The sequence below is a fragment of the Chitinophaga sp. genome, from assembly GCF_039596135.1.
Classification (GTDB): domain Bacteria; phylum Bacteroidota; class Bacteroidia; order Chitinophagales; family Chitinophagaceae; genus Chitinophaga.
The window spans coordinates 260,091-277,719 of sequence record NZ_JBCNKH010000001.1 but is presented as its reverse complement, the minus strand read 5'-3'; the positions used below and the strand labels follow the sequence as shown (position 1 = coordinate 277,719).

The 17,629-nt window shown below is 47.3% G+C and carries 12 protein-coding genes; 3 read left to right on the top strand and 9 right to left on the bottom strand.

Annotated features, from left to right (window positions below):
- Window positions 1–37 precede the first annotated feature (37 nt).
- Together ABDW16_RS01160 and ABDW16_RS01155 are read right to left on the bottom strand one after the other, a co-directional pair.
- Entirely contained in the window at window positions 38–928 is an 891-nt protein-coding gene (locus tag ABDW16_RS01160) for a phosphatidate cytidylyltransferase (protein ID WP_343667275.1), read from the bottom strand.
- A gap of 103 nt (window positions 929–1,031) precedes the next feature.
- Entirely contained in the window at window positions 1,032–1,676 is a 645-nt protein-coding gene (locus ABDW16_RS01155; protein ID WP_343667274.1) for a CPBP family intramembrane glutamic endopeptidase, read from the bottom strand.
- A 345-nt stretch (window positions 1,677–2,021) separates the two neighbouring features.
- Here ABDW16_RS01155 and dusB point away from each other — a divergent pair, with 345 nt between their 5' ends.
- Together dusB and ABDW16_RS01145 are read left to right on the top strand one after the other, a co-directional pair.
- A complete protein-coding gene (gene dusB / locus ABDW16_RS01150; RefSeq protein ID WP_343667273.1) occupies window positions 2,022–3,092 on the top strand; it encodes a tRNA dihydrouridine synthase DusB in 1,071 nt (356 codons plus the stop codon).
- A 32-nt stretch (window positions 3,093–3,124) separates the two neighbouring features.
- Window positions 3,125–3,694, top strand: a complete 570-nt coding sequence (locus ABDW16_RS01145) for an NUMOD4 domain-containing protein (protein WP_116852986.1) — start codon at window positions 3,125–3,127, stop codon at window positions 3,692–3,694.
- 77 nt (window positions 3,695–3,771) lie between these two features.
- On the opposite strand, the gene ABDW16_RS01140 is transcribed toward ABDW16_RS01145, so the two are convergent.
- On the bottom strand, window positions 3,772–7,068 hold the full coding sequence (locus ABDW16_RS01140; RefSeq protein WP_343667272.1) for an AAA domain-containing protein: 3,297 nt from the start codon (window positions 7,066–7,068) through the stop codon (window positions 3,772–3,774).
- A 31-nt stretch (window positions 7,069–7,099) separates the two neighbouring features.
- The gene (locus ABDW16_RS01135; protein WP_343667271.1) at window positions 7,100–7,612 is read right to left on the bottom strand and encodes a thermonuclease family protein; all 513 of its coding nucleotides are present in this window, start codon (window positions 7,610–7,612) and stop codon (window positions 7,100–7,102) included.
- A 128-nt stretch (window positions 7,613–7,740) separates the two neighbouring features.
- Between ABDW16_RS01135 and proC the strand changes: the two genes are divergently transcribed.
- Window positions 7,741–8,541, top strand: coding sequence for a pyrroline-5-carboxylate reductase (gene proC / locus ABDW16_RS01130; protein WP_343667270.1), 801 nt, complete (start codon window positions 7,741–7,743; stop codon window positions 8,539–8,541).
- A 23-nt stretch (window positions 8,542–8,564) separates the two neighbouring features.
- Here the strand turns inward: proC and ABDW16_RS01125 are convergent, their stop codons facing one another.
- The 5 genes from ABDW16_RS01125 to nusA all read right to left on the bottom strand — a co-directional run bounded on the left by ABDW16_RS01125 (window position 8,565) and on the right by nusA (window position 17,628).
- Window positions 8,565–9,065 carry a histidine phosphatase family protein gene (locus ABDW16_RS01125; RefSeq protein WP_343667269.1) on the bottom strand — a complete coding sequence of 167 codons (501 nt, stop codon included), beginning with the start codon at window positions 9,063–9,065 and terminating at the stop codon, window positions 8,565–8,567.
- A 160-nt stretch (window positions 9,066–9,225) separates the two neighbouring features.
- The gene (locus ABDW16_RS01120; protein WP_343667268.1) at window positions 9,226–11,073 is read right to left on the bottom strand and encodes an amidophosphoribosyltransferase; all 1,848 of its coding nucleotides are present in this window, start codon (window positions 11,071–11,073) and stop codon (window positions 9,226–9,228) included.
- 82 nt (window positions 11,074–11,155) lie between these two features.
- Window positions 11,156–12,538 (bottom strand): peptidylprolyl isomerase, encoded by a 1,383-nt coding sequence (locus ABDW16_RS01115; RefSeq protein WP_343667267.1) that lies wholly within the window; start codon window positions 12,536–12,538, stop codon window positions 11,156–11,158.
- 110 nt (window positions 12,539–12,648) lie between these two features.
- Window positions 12,649–16,257 (bottom strand): translation initiation factor IF-2, encoded by a 3,609-nt coding sequence (infB, locus tag ABDW16_RS01110; RefSeq protein ID WP_343667266.1) that lies wholly within the window; start codon window positions 16,255–16,257, stop codon window positions 12,649–12,651.
- Between the two features lie 123 nt (window positions 16,258–16,380).
- The gene (nusA, locus tag ABDW16_RS01105) at window positions 16,381–17,628 is read right to left on the bottom strand and encodes a transcription termination factor NusA (protein ID WP_072358818.1); all 1,248 of its coding nucleotides are present in this window, start codon (window positions 17,626–17,628) and stop codon (window positions 16,381–16,383) included.
- Between the last annotated feature and the right edge of the window lies 1 nt (window position 17,629).

The following is a 17,629-nucleotide window of genomic DNA, read 5'->3' as shown; positions in this document are numbered from 1 at the left end:
TGTTAGATGATATAGTTTGGTTAAAGCGAATACAAAGTTAAATCATTGCGAAGAAATGGATGTAGATCCATGCAAAAGGCGCCGCCAGAATGAGAGAATCGAAGCGGTCCATGAATCCCCCATGCCCGGGCATAATGTTGCCAGAGTCTTTCACCCCCGCCATCCGCTTGAGTTTAGATTCCATGAGGTCGCCGGCAGTGCCAACTACTGCCGCCAGGCCTGCCAGCGCCATCCAATGTTGCAGAGCCAGCCACTGACTACCCCAATAGTAACCATATACACCAGCAGCGGCAATGGCAAGGATCATCCCACCTACAGTACCTTCAATGGTCTTTTTAGGAGAAATGGAAGGGAAAAAAGGAGTTCTGCCTATCAGGGAACCTACAATGTAGGCCATGGTATCGTTGATCCAGATAAAAATGATCAGGAGCAAAGGAATAAGCCAGCCAGGTCCGGTTCCTACACCATCTGGTCCGGGTTTAAAGCGAATGGTGTCATAATTCAGGCACAGGTGAATGAGCAATCCCAGGGAGACTGTGATGTACAGTAGGCCCAGGGCGGAATAACCGATATTTTTCAGGGAAAACTCATTGCTGAGCAGGATTTCGCCGATGGGCAATACCATCAGGAAAAGAATGGCAGTCCACCAGCCCAGAAAACCAAGGGAAATGCCGCCGGGAGCAAAGTGCTCACCTGTAAAGGACATAATCAGCGCACAGCTGGCTACCAGCACCCCGTTTTTGTGCCATCCGGAAACAGCACCATAGTCGGGATCAATATGCCTGATGAGTTTGAAATATTCCTTTAAGGCAAAGAAATTAACCAGGAAGAATAATAGAAAAAAGGTAAAAGGACTGTATAAGATCCCGGTCAGCATGATCGCTACAAATACTAACGCCGAAGCTGTACGGGTAAAGAATGTTTTCATCTATGAATGAGAATAGTTTGTACAAAAATGGGTAAAATAAACAGTCCATGCAAATGGTATCTGTAAAATTACCAATTAAATGTGTCTTATACTCAACAGGTTGCTATTGAACTGCTGGTTTTGATCGGCGCTGTAATACCCACACCCACAGGCCTGTCACTACCAGGCTTGCCATGGCCGCCAGCCAGCTGGATTGCCCGCTTGCCATCGGGTCGGTTTGCATCAGGTGCATCTGGAACAGATACATGAGCACTACCTGCAACCCATTATTGATGGTATGCGCCAGAATGGACAACCACAGGTTCCCGGTGAGATAATAAATCACCCCAAGCAGAAATCCTAGTATTACTCTTGGTACAAAAGATAACCATTGCATGTGTACAGCGCTGAATAGCAGCGCTGTAATCAGTATCCCGATCCATGCTCCATTTTTTATCGGCATCATTTTGATCATGAGTCGCTGTACAATGCTTCTGAAAAATGCTTCTTCCGCGATAGCCGGCATCACAGCAAAAAACAAAATGTTCACTAATAGAGTAGAAAATGAATCCATTTTGAGTAGATCGCGGGTCATCTTCTCAGCTACCTCTTCCTGCATACGCATCGTTTCAGAAACAGGCCAGGTTTGATTCCATTGAGCGGAAAAGTCCACCATTGGCAGACTTACAAGGATTATCAAAATAGCTAATATAGCTGGTACCACCTTTGGCGCACGGTTCATGGAAAGATATTCCATGGGTTTTGGCATAGCTAATCTGGCAAAAATTAAGGCCGGCAAAAGATAAACGACTAAAGTGTAAAGTATTTGCGTTAATTTCCTATAGCCGAGAACTTTAGGAACTGACGAATCCAGACTTTGCAGCGTGAAAATGGTATACCCGCTGATATAAGGAAAAACGATAATTAAAAATAGAAAGTAAAGCAGGTAGAAACCGATGAAAAAGCCAATGAATATTACAAATTGAAAGGACGGTGGATACTGCTTCATATAACCTGTCTTAGATTAATTTTGCGTAAATTTACAGCGTGAAATTGAGTTGGCAATTGCAATCCGGGAAATTCCGGCACCTTGGTCAGCCCTTAACAGAAAAAGATGGTAAAGATAGGTAACATACAATTGGGCGATTTCCCTTTATTACTTGCTCCCATGGAGGATGTAAGTGATCCGCCCTTTCGTGCAGTGTGCAAAGATAAGGGTGCTGACCTGATGTATTCAGAATTTATCTCTTCGGAGGGTCTTATACGTGACGCTATCAAGAGCCGGCAAAAGCTGGACATCTTCCCCGAAGAACGCCCGGTAGGTATCCAGATCTTTGGTGGCGATGAAGAACCTATGGCCATGGCCGCCCAGATCGTGGAAGCTACCAACCCCGACCTGCTGGATATCAACTTTGGATGTCCCGTTAAAAAAGTAGTTTGCAAAGGAGCCGGTTCCGGTATCCTGAAAGATATTCCCAAAATGGTTAGACTGACCGCCGCAGTAGTAAAAGCTACTAAACTGCCGGTAACAGTAAAGACCCGCCTGGGATGGGACGACGATACCAAAAACATTGAGGAAGTAGCCGAAAGACTACAGGATGTAGGTATTCAGGCCCTCACCATACATGGGCGCACCCGCACCCAGATGTATAAAGGCCATGCCGACTGGACCCTCATCGGTAAAGTCAAAAATAACCCCCGTATCCACATACCTATATTCGGCAACGGAGATATCACTACGCCCGAACAAGTCATTGCTGCCCGGCAGAAGTATGGCGTAGATGGCGTTATGATAGGTCGCGCTGCAATAGGATATCCGTGGATATTCAATGAGATCAAGCATTTTATGGCTACAGGCAAACACCTGGCCCCTCCCTCCGTTCAGGAAAGGGTCGATGTTTGTAAAAAACACCTGTACCAGTCTATTAGCTGGAAAGGCGATGTGGTAGGTATCCTCGAAATGCGTCGTCACTATACGAATTATCTCAAAGGGTTACCGCACATAAAAGAATTCAGGCAACAATTAGTAACTTGCAGTACACTGGCAGCAGTAGAAGAAGTTTTAGATACAATAGCAGAACATTACAAAGGTCACATTATAGAAAGGGCCTCTCCCCTTCCTGATAATTCCAGCCTGCCAGTAAACTTAGACAATGAAGTAGCAGATTGTAACGTTTACGGATAAACCCCAGGTTCAACTATTAAATTTTCTTTCACATGGCCACGATTAAAAATCTGAAAAATGAAGTCTGGAAAGACTTGCAGATCAAAAACAAATCTGCCCTGCGTAAAAAGTATGCAGTATCTAACATGGGAAGAGTGATTAGCTATTACGAAGATATAACAGACGGCAAGCTGCTCTCAGGCTCTACCGTCGAAGGTTATACCGTGCTAAATGTAAAACCCGCTGATAGTTACCAGTCACTGTACCTCCACAGAGAAGTAGCGAAATTATTCAACAAGAAACCCGGTCGCTCTCACAAGTATGTGATTCACATCGACTACGACAAGAAGAACAACAAAGCCACAAACCTTCAATGGGCCACCAAAGAAGAAATGGAAGCCCACCAGCAATTCAGCCCCGCCAAACTCGCTTACAAGGAAAAACAACGTAACCGCGTCAAAGGGCTGAAACTGAACATTACTAAAGTAAAGAGCATCAAGCGCTTACTGGCTAAACCTGGTCGCAAGACCATGAAACAGATCGCTGAACAATTCGATATCAGCGAAATGCAGTTATACCGTATCAAAAGCGGTGAAAACTGGAGCCATGTTACTCTGGATTAAAGCCTGACTAGTCAGGAATGATCATATGATGTTGTCTGACATATAGCCATCTGCCTTACGGCGGGTGGCTTTATTTTTTATTGTGCCCTGATCTTATCCAGCACCTTCCCATAATGCAGACTACTCCGTAGTGCCGGCTCATATCCCATCAGTATCACCTGCTGCCGCGCCCGGGATAACGTGACCAACAGCTTTCTGTCTACCTCTATCGTATGCTCCTCCCATCGGAAAGTTCCCAGGCTTTGCAACATATTCAACTGGGTAGGATGATATACCGCCAGGGATATGATAATGATATCATTCTCTGCACCCTGGAAGCGCTCTGCGGTGTCTATATTGATGGCCTGTAGTGCTTCATTGGCCCCTATCAGTTCCCTGATCAGGCTGATTTGGGTGCGCCATGGCGTTACTACGCCCACTGTTTCTTTGTTGAAAGCCGCTCCCCTGCTCTGCTGTAAATAGGTCAACAGCGATACTACCTGCTGTGCCTCCGTCATGTGCATTTTGGAAGTTGGCTCCATAGGACTGGGCAGGAAGATCGTTCTGCCCTGCGCCAGAATTTGCCCCCAGTTGCCATCGGCCATATCCGGTTTTTTAAAAGGAGCTGCCTGTAAAGGTTGACCCGGTGATAACTGGTGAGCATAATAGTGATTGATCAGGTCTGCAATGTCATTGTGCATGCGGAAGTGGGTATTCAACATGCCCCAGGCATGGTGCCAGCCGTTTTGCTTACAGGCCTGAATCAGTCTTTCGAACAGTGTACAGCGTAGATCGGTAATTCCGACACTGTGTAAGAGGCTTGCTGCTGTGAGACAGAAATTATCTGCCTGCGCTACCACTGGTGGTAGCTGGTTCTGATCGCCGATGAGGATGAATTTCCGGAAAGGCAACACCAACCCTAAAAGCTGTGGCTCTGTGAGCTGTGAAGCTTCGTCTACAATAAGTGTATCCGTTTTAACCCCCAGCAATTGCAGGTTGGGTAAGCGGGTCGCCATCGTGGCCACCGTAGCTACAAAAATCTGCTGATTGGCAATGTATTCCCTGGCCTGTGCAATATCACCTTCCAGGCAATAGGTGCGCAACTGGTTCTCGGCTGCCGAACGACGTCCGCCCAACCGCAGGTATTGTACACCTTTACCTTCCAACTTCTTACAAATTTCGTCTACTGCCTTGTTGGTAAAGGCTACGATCATCATCTGGGTACCTGCAGCAGCGAGCGAAGTCACCATGGCTGTGAGCAAAGACGATGTCTTACCCGTACCGGGAGGGCCCTGTACCAGATAATAATCTTTAGCATCCAGCGCAGCCTGCAAAATCTCTTGCTGGTTGCTGTTGAACATAGTGGGAGCAGGCAGCGGAAAAGGCGCCCTTACAGGTTCCCGCATACCCAGTAACAACTCCATCCTGCCGGCAAAACGGGGTTCCAGTACATGAAACAGCGCTGTGGCTGAGGTCCAGAAGTTGGATTCATAAATATCGTGTTCGATCACCCACTGTTGCTGGTGGGCAAAGAAATCGTGCGTGATCTGGCGGTTGTTCAGTGAAAAAGTCAGCCTGTCTTTTTGCAGTTCATCTACCCTGCCTTTCAGGATCTGGTGCTGCAATGGGGCCAGTCCGGTCGTATCTCTCGGATAAATGATGGCAGTATCGCCCGGGCGGAAGTTGTGATTCACCGGCTCCTGGATGGTGAATACCACACTACTCTGCGCTTCGTCAAAATTCTGAAAACAGAGACCAGGAATGATTGTAAACCGGGACAGTTTTTCCGATTCCGGTTGTAACCACAGGGCGGCAAAGCCTTCTGCATCTTCTTCCCGGTGCATGGAGGCATACATGCCACACTTGGCCAGCAGGAACTCTCTGAGCAGGAAAGAAAGGAACTGCTGGTAATAGCTCCTCAGCAGTGGGCTGGCCTTGCCATAGGTTTCTTCGAAGTTGGAAAAGTGCACCGCGCTGAAGGATGGTAAACCTTCGGCAGCGGGAGTTGTGATTTTTTCAAGTATGTCATACTCTCCGGCAGAGAGTCTTAATAGCTGGGAGACGATTTCGTTACGCAGGGCGAGCAGCTCATTTTCTGCAGGCCGGTTATTCGTCACGTTGCGCAACGGGCTATTGGACGCAGAAGAATAAAGAATAGCAGAACTGCCACAACGCTCATCGCCAAAAGTAGATTGCAGCAGCAGGTTATAGCCGGTTACCTGCATTTCGTGGTTCTTCCAGGCGCCGTAATCCGGGGCCCTGCCGCTTTTTAGTTCAAATATTTCCTTACGGGCGGGGTCAGTATCATCTTCTGCCAGAATATCCAGACGCCCCTGTAAACCATACAAGGCAGAGAAGAACGTGGGCTCTATTCTCACAGGCCGGTCTTTCAGTTCCCTGGATGCTTCTAATAAATTCGGCCAATGGGTTTCCCTGATGTCAGCATACATGCTGTTCAGTTCCTGTCTGCCATAGCCGGCAGCCTGTAGTACATTTTCGGCTACCGCTTCCACAAAGGATTCCCTGAGCTTCATTTCCGGATGACGCAGCACATTGTCCAACAGGGAATTGACAATATTCCCCTTAAAAGCAGGTAACCCTGTCGTTTGCGGAACCAGTTTTTTAACTAAATATAAATACGGATTGGGTCCACTGCGGCCAAAGCATTCTGCCAGGTCACTGATATCAATCAGCAGGTCAGGTTCCAGTATAAAACGGGTAGCTTTCACTGCTTCGTATTGACCCGTGCTGGTATGCCGGTCAGCATGCAGAATATGGAGGGTATCATATACCCGTACCTGTTTGTGCAGGGCACTGGTATGTGGCTGGTATACAGAGGAGATATTGATCAGGAACTCCCCCGCCTCATCATCTTTGCCTTGCAGCACAAACGACTCCACCCCATCAGGTGTTTTTTGCAAAGGACCTACACCGGTGACCAGGCATTTGAGCAATGGTACCAGTGGATTATCATCGACCGGACCTTGTGTCAGGGTTTCTCCTGCCACAGCAGCACAGCGTTCCAGCAGTGCCTCCGGCTGCGGAACCTCGTAATATTGTTCAATTACATTGGCCAGTGTACTAATACAGAGCAGCGCATCCTGCCGATCGGCGCGCAGGCCGCCCGTCATGGCCTTAGTGGTAAGAATGCGCAGAATGGTCAGTTGTCGCCGTTGATCAGCCGCTACCCCATGCTTATCGAAGTAGAACTGCATTCGGGCAAACAGGTTGCTGAAGCTGCGGGCTTCATTTTTGGTGAGATGCCGGAATAACTGCTCGAGTACACCCCGCAAAAATCGCAGGGTGGCTAGCGGCTGGTGCCCATCTCCGGCCTCCAGCAGGCGCATATACAACATATGGCCGGTGAGGGCCTTATCGCTGGTATTCACTGACATAATTGGAAGGTTAACTATTTATCTGCCATGGTCAGGCAGCCTTTTTCTTCCTGTTTTTGTTTTTGGCTGAGCGGAACTCCCATGGAGCAATAGGTTTTGCCTGCTTCCAGAGTCCTAGTTTATTACGTTTGGCAGTGGCCTGCGCTGCTGCCAATGGCGCACTTTTAGAATATTCTGTATAATGCCAGGCATGACCTCCGGCTATCATCCAGCCATTAATATATTCACCTTTGCTGCTATAGACATCTCCTATCCACCGCTGGTACCTGTCTTTTCGTAACAACTCGACCGTTACGATCTTGTTGAAACACAAATTAGCCAATGCCTGTTTGCTTTTCTGGTAGTAGTCCTGTCCCTTTTCCGGTGCATCGATCGCTGAAAGCCTGATGCGGAACGTCTCTTTTTTTACCAGCACTTCAAATGTATCCCCATCTATGATTCGCACTACCTTTCCTTTTATTTTCTTCGGAGGGCTGGCAACTATCGTCTGCGTATACAGACATAGGAGCATACACATGATCACTCTAAAAAGAAATGTAGGCATTGCATAGGATTTAGGGATGCGAAGTAACAAATTTTCCCCCGAAGAGCCTAACCATTGTGCCTGATTCATTTGCACATCTGCATATCTTGTTATACCTTCCCCTTGATTTAAAGCATATAGTGAACAACATGTCAAGCAAAAAAATAGCTATCATCGGTGGTGGCAATCTTGGTGCTGCTATTGCACAAGGTTTACTGAAAAGTGGGTTTTCACAACCTGCAGACCTGACTATTACCAGGAGAAACGTGACAGCCCTGAAAGAGTTTCAGGCAGCTGGTGTCAATACAACTGCTGACAACGAAGTTGCTATCCGCAGTGCGGAGATCGTTGTCATCGCCCTCAAGCCGTACAACTGGAAAGATGTACTGAGCAAAGTGCAGACCGCATTCGATCCATCCAGGCAGGTGCTGATCAGCGTAATGACAGGGGTGTCTATGGATGACCTTGAAAAGGTAGGTGGTGCTGGTATTGCCGTAGTACGTGCTATGCCTAATACAGCTATTGCCATCCAGGAATCAATGACCTGTGTGTGCTATAAAAATGTGGCACCTGCGCTGCAGGATTATGTAAAAGACATGTTCGATCAGCTGGGGGTAACTGTTGCTATCGACGAAAAACTGATGGATGCGGCCACAGTACTGGGTGCCTGTGGTATTGCATATGCACTGCGCTTTATCAGGGCCAGTATCCAGGGTGGTATCGAAATAGGCTTTGACGTACGCACAGCAAACCTGATTGCGGCACAAACCGTAAAGGGTGCGGCAGAATTACTGATCCGTGAGAAACGCCATCCGGAAGAAGAGATCGACAAGGTGACTACCCCTAAAGGATGTACAATTGCGGGTCTTAACGAGATGGAACACCAGGGATTCAGCTCTTCGCTGATCAAAGGGATTACAGTATCCTACAATAAGATTCAGAAAGACTAAAATAGGGAGAAACAGGACGGGGCTTAGACTACTTCCGCTTTGGGGTAATCAAAGAATAGAAAGTGCTTGGTGGCACTGTCAAACTCTTTCCATGAATCGATGTTAGCTTTTACAGCAAAAACGCCGGAGGTAGGGATATTGTCTATCCTGATTTCCTGCGTGATGTAGTTGGCGAAGTCGGTAATACCAGGATTGTGAGCGAAGATGGCGACGGTGTCTATATCATCGTCAATTTTGGTAATCATTTTCAGAAAGGTGGAGGCATAGCAAAGATAAAGTTCGTCTTCCAGCAGGATGGCATCTTTGTCATAGTGCCATTCTTTGGCCATGAGACGGGCAGTATTCTTAGTACGCTTGGCGGGGCTGGCGATGAGGAGTTCGGGTACGATTCCCCTGGAACGCAGCCGGGTAGCCATTTCTGGTGCGTTTTGTTTGCCCCGTTTGTTGAGTGGCCTGTCAAAATCATCTACATCCGGATCATTCCAGCTTGATTTTGCATGGCGGATCAGCAGTAACGTTTTCATCCTTAAATTGATAATTGACTTTTAGTTACTTACTAATTTACTGATTTTACTGAATCTCTACGTGGTGCGGCCTGTGGCCAAAGTGCGGAATTAAAGGAAATTTAATACATGCTATCAAAAGAAATAGCCCGTCGCGAAGCGACGGGCTATTTCTTTATTTTTAGTATCCTCTTTCGTTCTTTCCTTCCATGAAGTTCATAAACGCTTTATTCACTACCCTGTTCCCTCCCGGTGTCGGATAATTGCCGGTAAAGTACCAATCCCCTAAGTTATTAGGACAAGCCTGATGCAGGCTTTCGATAGACTGGTAAATCACGTCTACCTTTGCTCCTATTCCCTTCGGTGTGATAATCTCTGCAATCTTTGCAGAAATCTGCTCAGTAGTAAATGGTTTATAAATATTTCTCACCACATTCTGTGCATGCAATGTGTTTGTACGCTGTAATTCATTGCACAAACCATACGCTTCCTGTAGTATATGTTCCTTACCGTGATCTTTCAGCAAGGCTATAGCCGCCTGGAAGGCCACAAAATCACCCATTTTGCTCATGTCTATACCATAGCAGTCAGGGTAACGGATCTGCGGAGCAGAAGAAACGATAATAATACGTTTTGGCCCCAGTCTGTCCAGCATCTTAATGATGCTTTCACGCAGCGTAGTTCCTCTTACGATAGAGTCGTCGATCACCACCAGTGTATCCACACCCGGACGAACTGTACCATAAGTAATGTCATACACGTGCTGCACCATCTCATTACGGCTGGTATCGGCAGTGATGAACGTACGCATCTTCACATCCTTGATGGCAATCTTATCGATGCGGATGCGGCGGTTCACCATTTCGGTCAGCTTTTCCTCATCAAAGTCTTTGCCCCATGATATGATCCTTTCTACCTTGATCTTATTCAGGTAATCTTCCAGTCCCTTGATCATGCCATAGAAAGCAATTTCAGCGGTGTTAGGAATGAAGGAGAAAATGGTATTCTTGAGGTCGTTATTAATATCAGCGAGTACGCGCTCTGCCAGGTTATAACCCAGGCGGGAACGCTCTTTATAGATCTTTTCGTCGTTACCACGGGAGAAGTAGATTCTCTCAAAGCTACAAGCCTTACGTTCCTTCTGTTCCAGGATCTGCTCTATGCTGTATTCACCATTTTCTTTTACGATCAGGGCGTTACCTGGCATCAGTTCCAGTACTTCATTTTCACCTACGTTGAATGCGGTACGGATAGCAGCGCGCTCAGAAGCGGCTACGATCACCTCGTCGTTCACATAGTAATAAGAAGGACGGATACCGTGCGCATCGCGGATCACGAAAGAATCGCCACTACCCAGCAGACCACATACATGATAACCACCGTCGAACATAGAAAAAGCATCCTTCAGGATTTTTTTCACATCCAGTCCGTTCTGACGTACTTCGTCCTCTTTGCACAGGAAGTGATGTACTACTTCCAGCATCGCCGCGAGGTCACTGTTACGGTGAGTTTCTCCCGGGTCTACATTTACGAACTTAAACAGTTCATCAGCATTTACGAGGTTGAAGTTGCCTGCGATAGAGAGGTTGCGTGCAGGGATGGTGTTATATCTTACGAAGGGGTGGCAGAGTTCTACGTTGTTTTTACCCTGGGTGGCGTAGCGGAGGTGACCCATCATGAGCTCTCCGAGGAAACGCATGTGGCCTTTCATGAGGCCGGGGTACTTGGTGATTTCGGGTTGGTACTTTTCGATCTCGTCGATTTCTTCTCTTACCTTGCCGAAGATGTCTCCTATGGCTTGGGGAGCGCTGCTTCGGAGTCTGTGCATGAAGGGAACCCCGGGTTCGGTGTTCAACTTCACCGTGGCTATACCTGCACCATCCTGTCCACGGTTATGCTGCTTTTCCATCAGCAGGTACAATTTGTTGAGGCCGTAGAAAACCGTTCCATATTGTTGCTGATAATAAGAAAAAGGCTTTCTAAGTCTTATAAATGCTAATCCGCATTCATGTTTTATGGCTTCGCTCATCCCATTAGAATTGAAGGCGCAAAGTTACGTTGAAAAAACCTAAACAAAAAAGGCGGATCAAATCGATCCGCCTTTTCAGTAATTACTTCTGTGCAACTGCTCCCATCCACCTGGCTATATGCCCACATTTCTTATACTCATTATCAACATGAATGTAATATGTAGGGATGGTTTCTCTCAGCCATTTATCTCTTGCTTCTGCCTGTTTGATGGCCAGTGTACGCTGTTGAATACGTGCATAATCATCATTCAGGTTTTCGCGGTGCGGGTTGGTACGTGTTTTCAGGTATACAATACGCAGCTGGGTAGCCTTACTCTCGTCGTCTACATACTGTACAGGAGCTGATATACCGCCTGGTTTCAGGGTATCGAGCATGAGCACGATATCTCTTTCAGAAGGCTGGTCCAGCTGGTCCATGGTGATCAGGGTACCGCCGCTTACATTATTCTGCAGCATACCACCGGTAAATTTAGACATCGGCTCATCGCTGTATTTGTTTACAGCGTCGCCAAAGCTCATTTTACCGTTTACGATATTTTGACGGATGCTATCCAGTTTAGTCTTTGCTGCAGCAATGTCTGCCTTGCCAACGTTTGGTTTGAGCAGAATGTGCTGTACGGTGATGTTATCACCCTGGCGTTTCAGACATTGAATCAGGTGATAACCGAACTGGCTTTTTACAGGAGAAGAGATCTCATTTTCTTTGAGCCTGAAAGAAGCTGCGAGGAACTCAGGATCCCACTGTTTGTCCGTACGGTTCAGGATGTAGATACCATTGTTTTCCTTGGTACCTGGATCCTCAGAGTAAAGGATAGCCAGGCGGCCGAAGTCGGCTTTCTTTTCCTGTACATCTTTTTTGAACCCGTTCAGGCGGTCGATGGTGTATTGTTCCATCTCTTTGGTTGCCTTTGGAATGATAACCAGCTGACCGATTTCCAGTTCAGACTCATAGAATTTGAGACTGTCTTTAGGAATCCCGTCGAAATATCTTTTCACCTCAGAAGGTGTTACTTTCACAGCGTTGGTAATCTTGTCCTGCATAGCCTTGGCCAGCAGCCCTTCTTTGATAGGCTGGCGGAAGCGCTCACGCAGCTGGTATACGGAATAACCGGTTACTTCTTTCATTTTCTCACGGCTACCGTACAGCTGTTCGAAGTAACGGATACGATTGTCGATCTGACCATCTACATCAGATTCACTTACTGGCAAGCTGTCTCTTTCTGCCTGAATCACCATTACTTTCTGGGCAATGATCTGTTCCATAATGGTACAGGCCGCATCAGGAGGCAGGTTACCGTCCTGAATCTGGCGCTGCATATTCACCAGTTCCCCTTCTACATCAGAGCTCAGGATGATCTTATCTCCCACAATAGCGGCAATTTTGTCCGCCACCATTCGCTGCTGCGCCGAAGCAACCTGACCGAGCAGCATCACACCTGCAGAAAAAGCCAAAAATTTATTCATATTATTTAATAGCACAGTGAGTCTCAAAAATAACCAAAAAATAAGCCGCATAGGAGCGGCTTATTTTTTTAACAAAATTTTATTGCTGTAAAAGCCTTGTGCAGGCTGCATTAGAGCGTACGTTTAACTTCTACTTCTTCGAAACCTTCCACGATATCGCCCACTTTCAGGTCGCTGTAATTCTTGATACTCAGACCGCACTCCATATTGGAAGCAACTTCCTTCACATCGTCCTTATAGCGTTTCAGAGAGGCAAGTTCGCCAGTGTAGATCACAATACCTTCACGTACCAGGTTGACACGGGTGTTACGCGTGATCTTACCATCCAGTACAAAGCAACCTGCAACGGTAACCTTGTCGAAACGGTAGGTTTCGCGGATTTCCACGTTTGCCACCACTTTCTTCTCGATCTTCGGTTCCAGCATACCTTCCATCGCGCTCTTCAGTTCATCGATAGCGTCATAGATGATGGAGTAAGTACGGATTTCGATGTTTTCTTTCTCTGCCAGTTTGCTAGCCTGAGAAGAAGGACGAACCTGGAAACCAAGGATGATCGCATCGGATGCGGTAGCCAGCAATACGTCGGATTCGGTGATCTGACCTACGGCCTTGTGTACCACGCTCACCACGATTTCTTCGGTAGACAGTTTCTGCAGGGAGTCGCTCAGCGCTTCTACAGAACCATCGAAGTCACCCTTGATGATAACGTTCAGCTGTTTGAAGTTGCCCAGTGCCAGACGGCGGCCAATTTCATCCAGTGTAATATGTTTCTTGGTACGGATACCCTGTTCACGTATAATCTGTGCACGGCGGTTTGCAGTTTCCTTCGCTTCAGATTCATTTTCAAACATTCTGAATTTCTCACCGGCCTGTGGTGCACCGTTCAGACCCAGCACCTGTACAGGAGTAGATGGGCCGGCAGCATCCACACGCTGACCGCGTTCGTTGAACATTGCTTTGATCTTACCGAAGTTAGAGCCGGAAGCGATGGTATCGCCCTGGCGCAGGGTACCGCTCTGTACGAGCAGGGTAGCTACATAGCCACGACCTTTATCGAGCGAGGCTTCGATCACGCTACCGGAAGCTTCCCTGTTCGGGTTAGCTTTCAGTTCCAGCAGTTCTGCTTCGAGCAGGATCTTTTCGAGTAATATGTCGATATTCAGACCGCTTTTCGCTGAAATTTCCTGGCTTTGGTATTTACCACCCCAATCTTCCACCAACAGGTTCATACCTGCCAGTTGTTCCTTGATTTTTTCAGGGTTGGCACCATCCTTATCGATCTTGTTGATCGCAAAGATCATTGGCAGGCCAGCAGCTTGTGAGTGGGAGATTGCTTCACGCGTTTGAGGCATGATAGCATCGTCCGCAGCGATCACGATGATTGCAATATCCGCAACCTTGGCACCACGGGCACGCATCGCGGTAAACGCTTCGTGACCTGGGGTATCGAGGAAGGTAACGCGCTTGCCACCTGCAGTAGTCACCTGGTAAGCACCAATATGCTGGGTGATACCGCCGGCCTCGCCGGATACTACGTTTGCATTACGGATATAGTCAAGTAATGAAGTTTTACCGTGGTCAACGTGACCCATGATGGTAACGATCGGTGCTCTTGGTACCAGATCTTCTTCATTATCATGAATTTCTTCTTCTTCCATGTCGTCGGATTCATCTACACCGATGAATTCCACTTCATAGCCAAACTCGCCAGCTACCAGTTCGATTACTTCCGCATCCAGACGTTGGTTGATGGATACCATGATACCCAGTCCCATACATTTTGAGATCACCTCGGCAAAGCTTACATCCATCAGGTTGGCCAGTTCGCTTACAGAAACGAACTCAGTCACCTGTAGCTTGTTGTTTTCGCCGGCCTGATTTGCCATTTGCTCAGCAAGCTCATGACGTTTCTCACGGCGTTGTTTGGCTTTGATGTTTTTGCCACGGCCTCCACCACCGCCCATTTTGGCCATGGTTTCCTTGATCTTGTTCTGGATTTCGTTTTTGTCGATTTCCTTTTCTTCAGGTTTAGCGTTGCGGTTATATCCTCCACCTTGTCCACCTGGGCGATTGCCGTATTGGCCGCCGCCTCCCTGGCGGTTATATCCTCCGCCTTGTCCACCCGGGCGATTGCCACCCTGGTGTCCCTGACCACCTGGACGATTGCCGCCGCCCTGATGACCCTGACCACCCGGACCACGGTTGCCACCCTGGTGTCCCTGACCACCACCTGGGCGGTTGTCACGGTTAGGAGCGGTATGTGGTCTGCTAGGACCACCGCCTGGACGGTTATTATTATTGTTGTTATTATGGCCGCCGTGATCCCGGTTGCCACCGCCACGGTTATCTCTGTTGAAGTTGCGATTACCATCACGGTTACCACCCTGGTGACCCTGACTACCACGGTTACCTTCGCCACCCTTGTTGGCTTCATCACCTGGTTGGATTGGCTCAGGTTTCTTTTCGACAATTATACGCTTACGTTTACGGTTGTTGTCGGCATTATTATTATTGCCACCGCGGTTGAAGTTATTATTGCCTTTGTTATCACGATCTCTCCTCTCCTGATGAACGGGGAGGTCGATTTTACCGATGACTTTAGGACCGGTTAATTTTTCTGCCTGAATATTTTCAATCACGGCAGAACCGGTGTTGTCATCTTGCTCAGATGTAATATCTGCTGCTGCAACTACGTCCATATGCTGTGCGGCCGGCTTAATTGGTTCTTTTGCAGCCGGTTCTTTTGTTTTTTCCTGAGCAGCTGCCGGTTTTTCGGTAGCTGGCGCCTGTTTCTCTTCTACAGCTTTTGGAGCAGTTTTTTCAGCAGCAGGCGCTGTAATTTTTTCTTTTTCTATTGGTTGTTGTTGCACCGGAGTAGGTTTTACTTCTGGTTCGGCAGTTTTTTCTGTCGCTACAGGAGTTTGAACCGGAGGAGTAGTCTGCTGTTGTACAGGAGGTGCCTGTACAGGCTCTTGCGCCTTAGCTACCGGTTCCGGTTGTTTGGCAACCGGTGGTTTCTCTTCCTGCTCAGGCTTTTTGGCCGCTGCAGGCTGAGGTTTTTTATTATGTCTGTTCAGGGCATCGAGGTCTATGGAACCCATGATTTTAGGGCCATTGATCCTTGGTGCATCTTGTTTCTTTTCAGATTGCGGTTCCGGCTGTGGCTTTGTTTCCGGCGCTTTTTCAGCGACAGGGGCTACAGGCGGTTGCTGCGGTTTCACTTCCTCCTTCGCTACTGGCGGAACTTCAGCTACAGGGGCCTTTACAGGCTCTGGTTTAGGTTCAGGCTTTGGCTCCGGTTTTGGTTCGGGCTTGGGCTCGGCTTTAGGTTGTTCCACCTTCGGCTCAGGCTTTGGTTCTGGTTTAGCTTCTGGTTTTGGTACCTCTGCTACCGGGGCTGTGGGCTGCTCTTCCTTGGCAGCTGCTTCTTTTTTCTTAGCGGCTGCTTCTGCTTCTTCTTTTTCCTTCTTCTTCATTGCATCTAACACGCTTCCTTTGGGCAGGGCTATCTGATCGCTTTTGCGCTTGTTAGCCTTGTCCTGTTGGAATTCAGATTGCAAAGCTGTGTACATCTGAGAGGTCAGGCGGGCATTGGGTGAACCGAATCCATCCATGTCATAGCCTTTATTAGAAAGGAAGTCGATCAACGTTTCCTTTCCAATATTAAACTCTTTCGCTGCAGCCAGCAATCGCGGCGTGTTGTTTGTTACTTCAGGCATATTGTAATCTCGGGCCTCCCCTTTTTTCCCGTTTATCAACGGGACTCCTTTTTAACAATTAACAATAACTTAAAAAAAATCCTGTCAAGTAAGCCCACATCCCGGGGAAGTGGTGGTGCGGTCTTACTCTTTGTCAAATTCTTCCTGCAGGATCCTTCTCACGTCCTTTACGGTTTCTTCTTCCAGATCAGAACGACGTACCAGTTCCTCAACAGTCAGGTCCAATACGCTGCGGGCGGTATCACAACCAATACGTTTGAGTTCATCCAGTACCCATTCTTCGATCTCATCTGAGAATTCGGAAAGGTCAATATCGTACTCAGCCTGCTCCTGTTCCTCATCACGGAATACATCTATTTCATATCCCGTCAATTCACAGGCCAGTTTGATATTTACCCCTTTCTTACCGATAGCCAGGGATACCTGATCTGCCTTTAAAAAAACGGATGCGTATTTATTATCATTATCTATTTCCATACGGCTGATACGCGCAGGTGTCAACGCACGTTGGATCAACAATTGAATATTCGCAGTGTAGTTAATGATATCAATATTTTCGTTTCGCAGCTCACGTACTATGCCATGGATACGGCTTCCTTTCATACCCACACAGGCGCCTACAGGGTCTATACGGTCGTCATAAGATTCTACTGCCACTTTAGCTCTTTCTCCGGGCTCACGAACGATTTTCTTAATTACAATCAGGCCGTCAAAGATCTCCGGAACTTCAATTTCCAGCAATTTAGCGAGGAAGGTAGGATGGGTGCGGGAGAGAATGATGAGCGGAGCATTGTTCTTCATCTCCACTTTTTTTACTACTGCCCTTACATTTTCACCTTTCTTGAAATAATCGGTAGGAATCTGTTCAGATTTAGGTAAAATTAACTCATTCCTTTCATCATCAAGCAATAAAACTTCTTTTTTCCAAACCTGGTAAACTTCACCTGTTACAATTTCACCTACCCTATCCGCATATTTCTTAACTAAAATGTTCTTTTTCAGGTCTCCGATACGGGCAGACAAGGTCTGCTTCGCAGCCAGGATGGCCCTGCGGCCAAAATCCATGATCTCAACTTCCTCGTACAAATCCTCACCTACCTGGTAATCCGGTTCTACTAAAATGGCTTCAGAATAAGCGATCTGTGCATTATCATCTTCTACCTCACCATCGTTAACTATGGTACGGCGGCGCAATATTTCCAGGTCACCCTTCTCAGTATTTACAATCACGTCAAAATTCTCATCAGAGCCATATTTTTTACGGAGAAGCGTTTTAAACACGTCTTCTAACACCTTCATTAACGTAGGGCGGTCAATGTTTTCCGCTTCTTTAAACTCCGTGAATGACTCAATCAGATTAATACTAGCCATG

What these genes read in the sequence shown, in the direction of transcription:
- nusA (WP_072358818.1), bottom strand. Translation starts at nt 17,628, where the DNA reads ATGGCTAGTATTAATCTGATTGAGTCATTCACGGAGTTTAAAGAAGCG.
- ABDW16_RS01155 (WP_343667274.1), bottom strand. Translation starts at nt 1,676, where the DNA reads ATGCCAAAACCCATGGAATATCTTTCCATGAACCGTGCGCCAAAGGTG.
- ABDW16_RS01115 (WP_343667267.1), bottom strand. Translation starts at nt 12,538, where the DNA reads ATGAATAAATTTTTGGCTTTTTCTGCAGGTGTGATGCTGCTCGGTCAG.
- ABDW16_RS01145 (WP_116852986.1), top strand. Translation starts at nt 3,125, where the DNA reads ATGGCCACGATTAAAAATCTGAAAAATGAAGTCTGGAAAGACTTGCAG.
- dusB (WP_343667273.1), top strand. Translation starts at nt 2,022, where the DNA reads ATGGTAAAGATAGGTAACATACAATTGGGCGATTTCCCTTTATTACTT.
- ABDW16_RS01135 (WP_343667271.1), bottom strand. Translation starts at nt 7,612, where the DNA reads ATGCCTACATTTCTTTTTAGAGTGATCATGTGTATGCTCCTATGTCTG.
- ABDW16_RS01140 (WP_343667272.1), bottom strand. Translation starts at nt 7,068, where the DNA reads ATGTCAGTGAATACCAGCGATAAGGCCCTCACCGGCCATATGTTGTAT.
- ABDW16_RS01120 (WP_343667268.1), bottom strand. Translation starts at nt 11,073, where the DNA reads ATGAGCGAAGCCATAAAACATGAATGCGGATTAGCATTTATAAGACTT.
- infB (WP_343667266.1), bottom strand. Translation starts at nt 16,257, where the DNA reads ATGCCTGAAGTAACAAACAACACGCCGCGATTGCTGGCTGCAGCGAAA.
- proC (WP_343667270.1), top strand. Translation starts at nt 7,741, where the DNA reads ATGTCAAGCAAAAAAATAGCTATCATCGGTGGTGGCAATCTTGGTGCT.
- ABDW16_RS01160 (WP_343667275.1), bottom strand. Translation starts at nt 928, where the DNA reads ATGAAAACATTCTTTACCCGTACAGCTTCGGCGTTAGTATTTGTAGCG.
- ABDW16_RS01125 (WP_343667269.1), bottom strand. Translation starts at nt 9,065, where the DNA reads ATGAAAACGTTACTGCTGATCCGCCATGCAAAATCAAGCTGGAATGAT.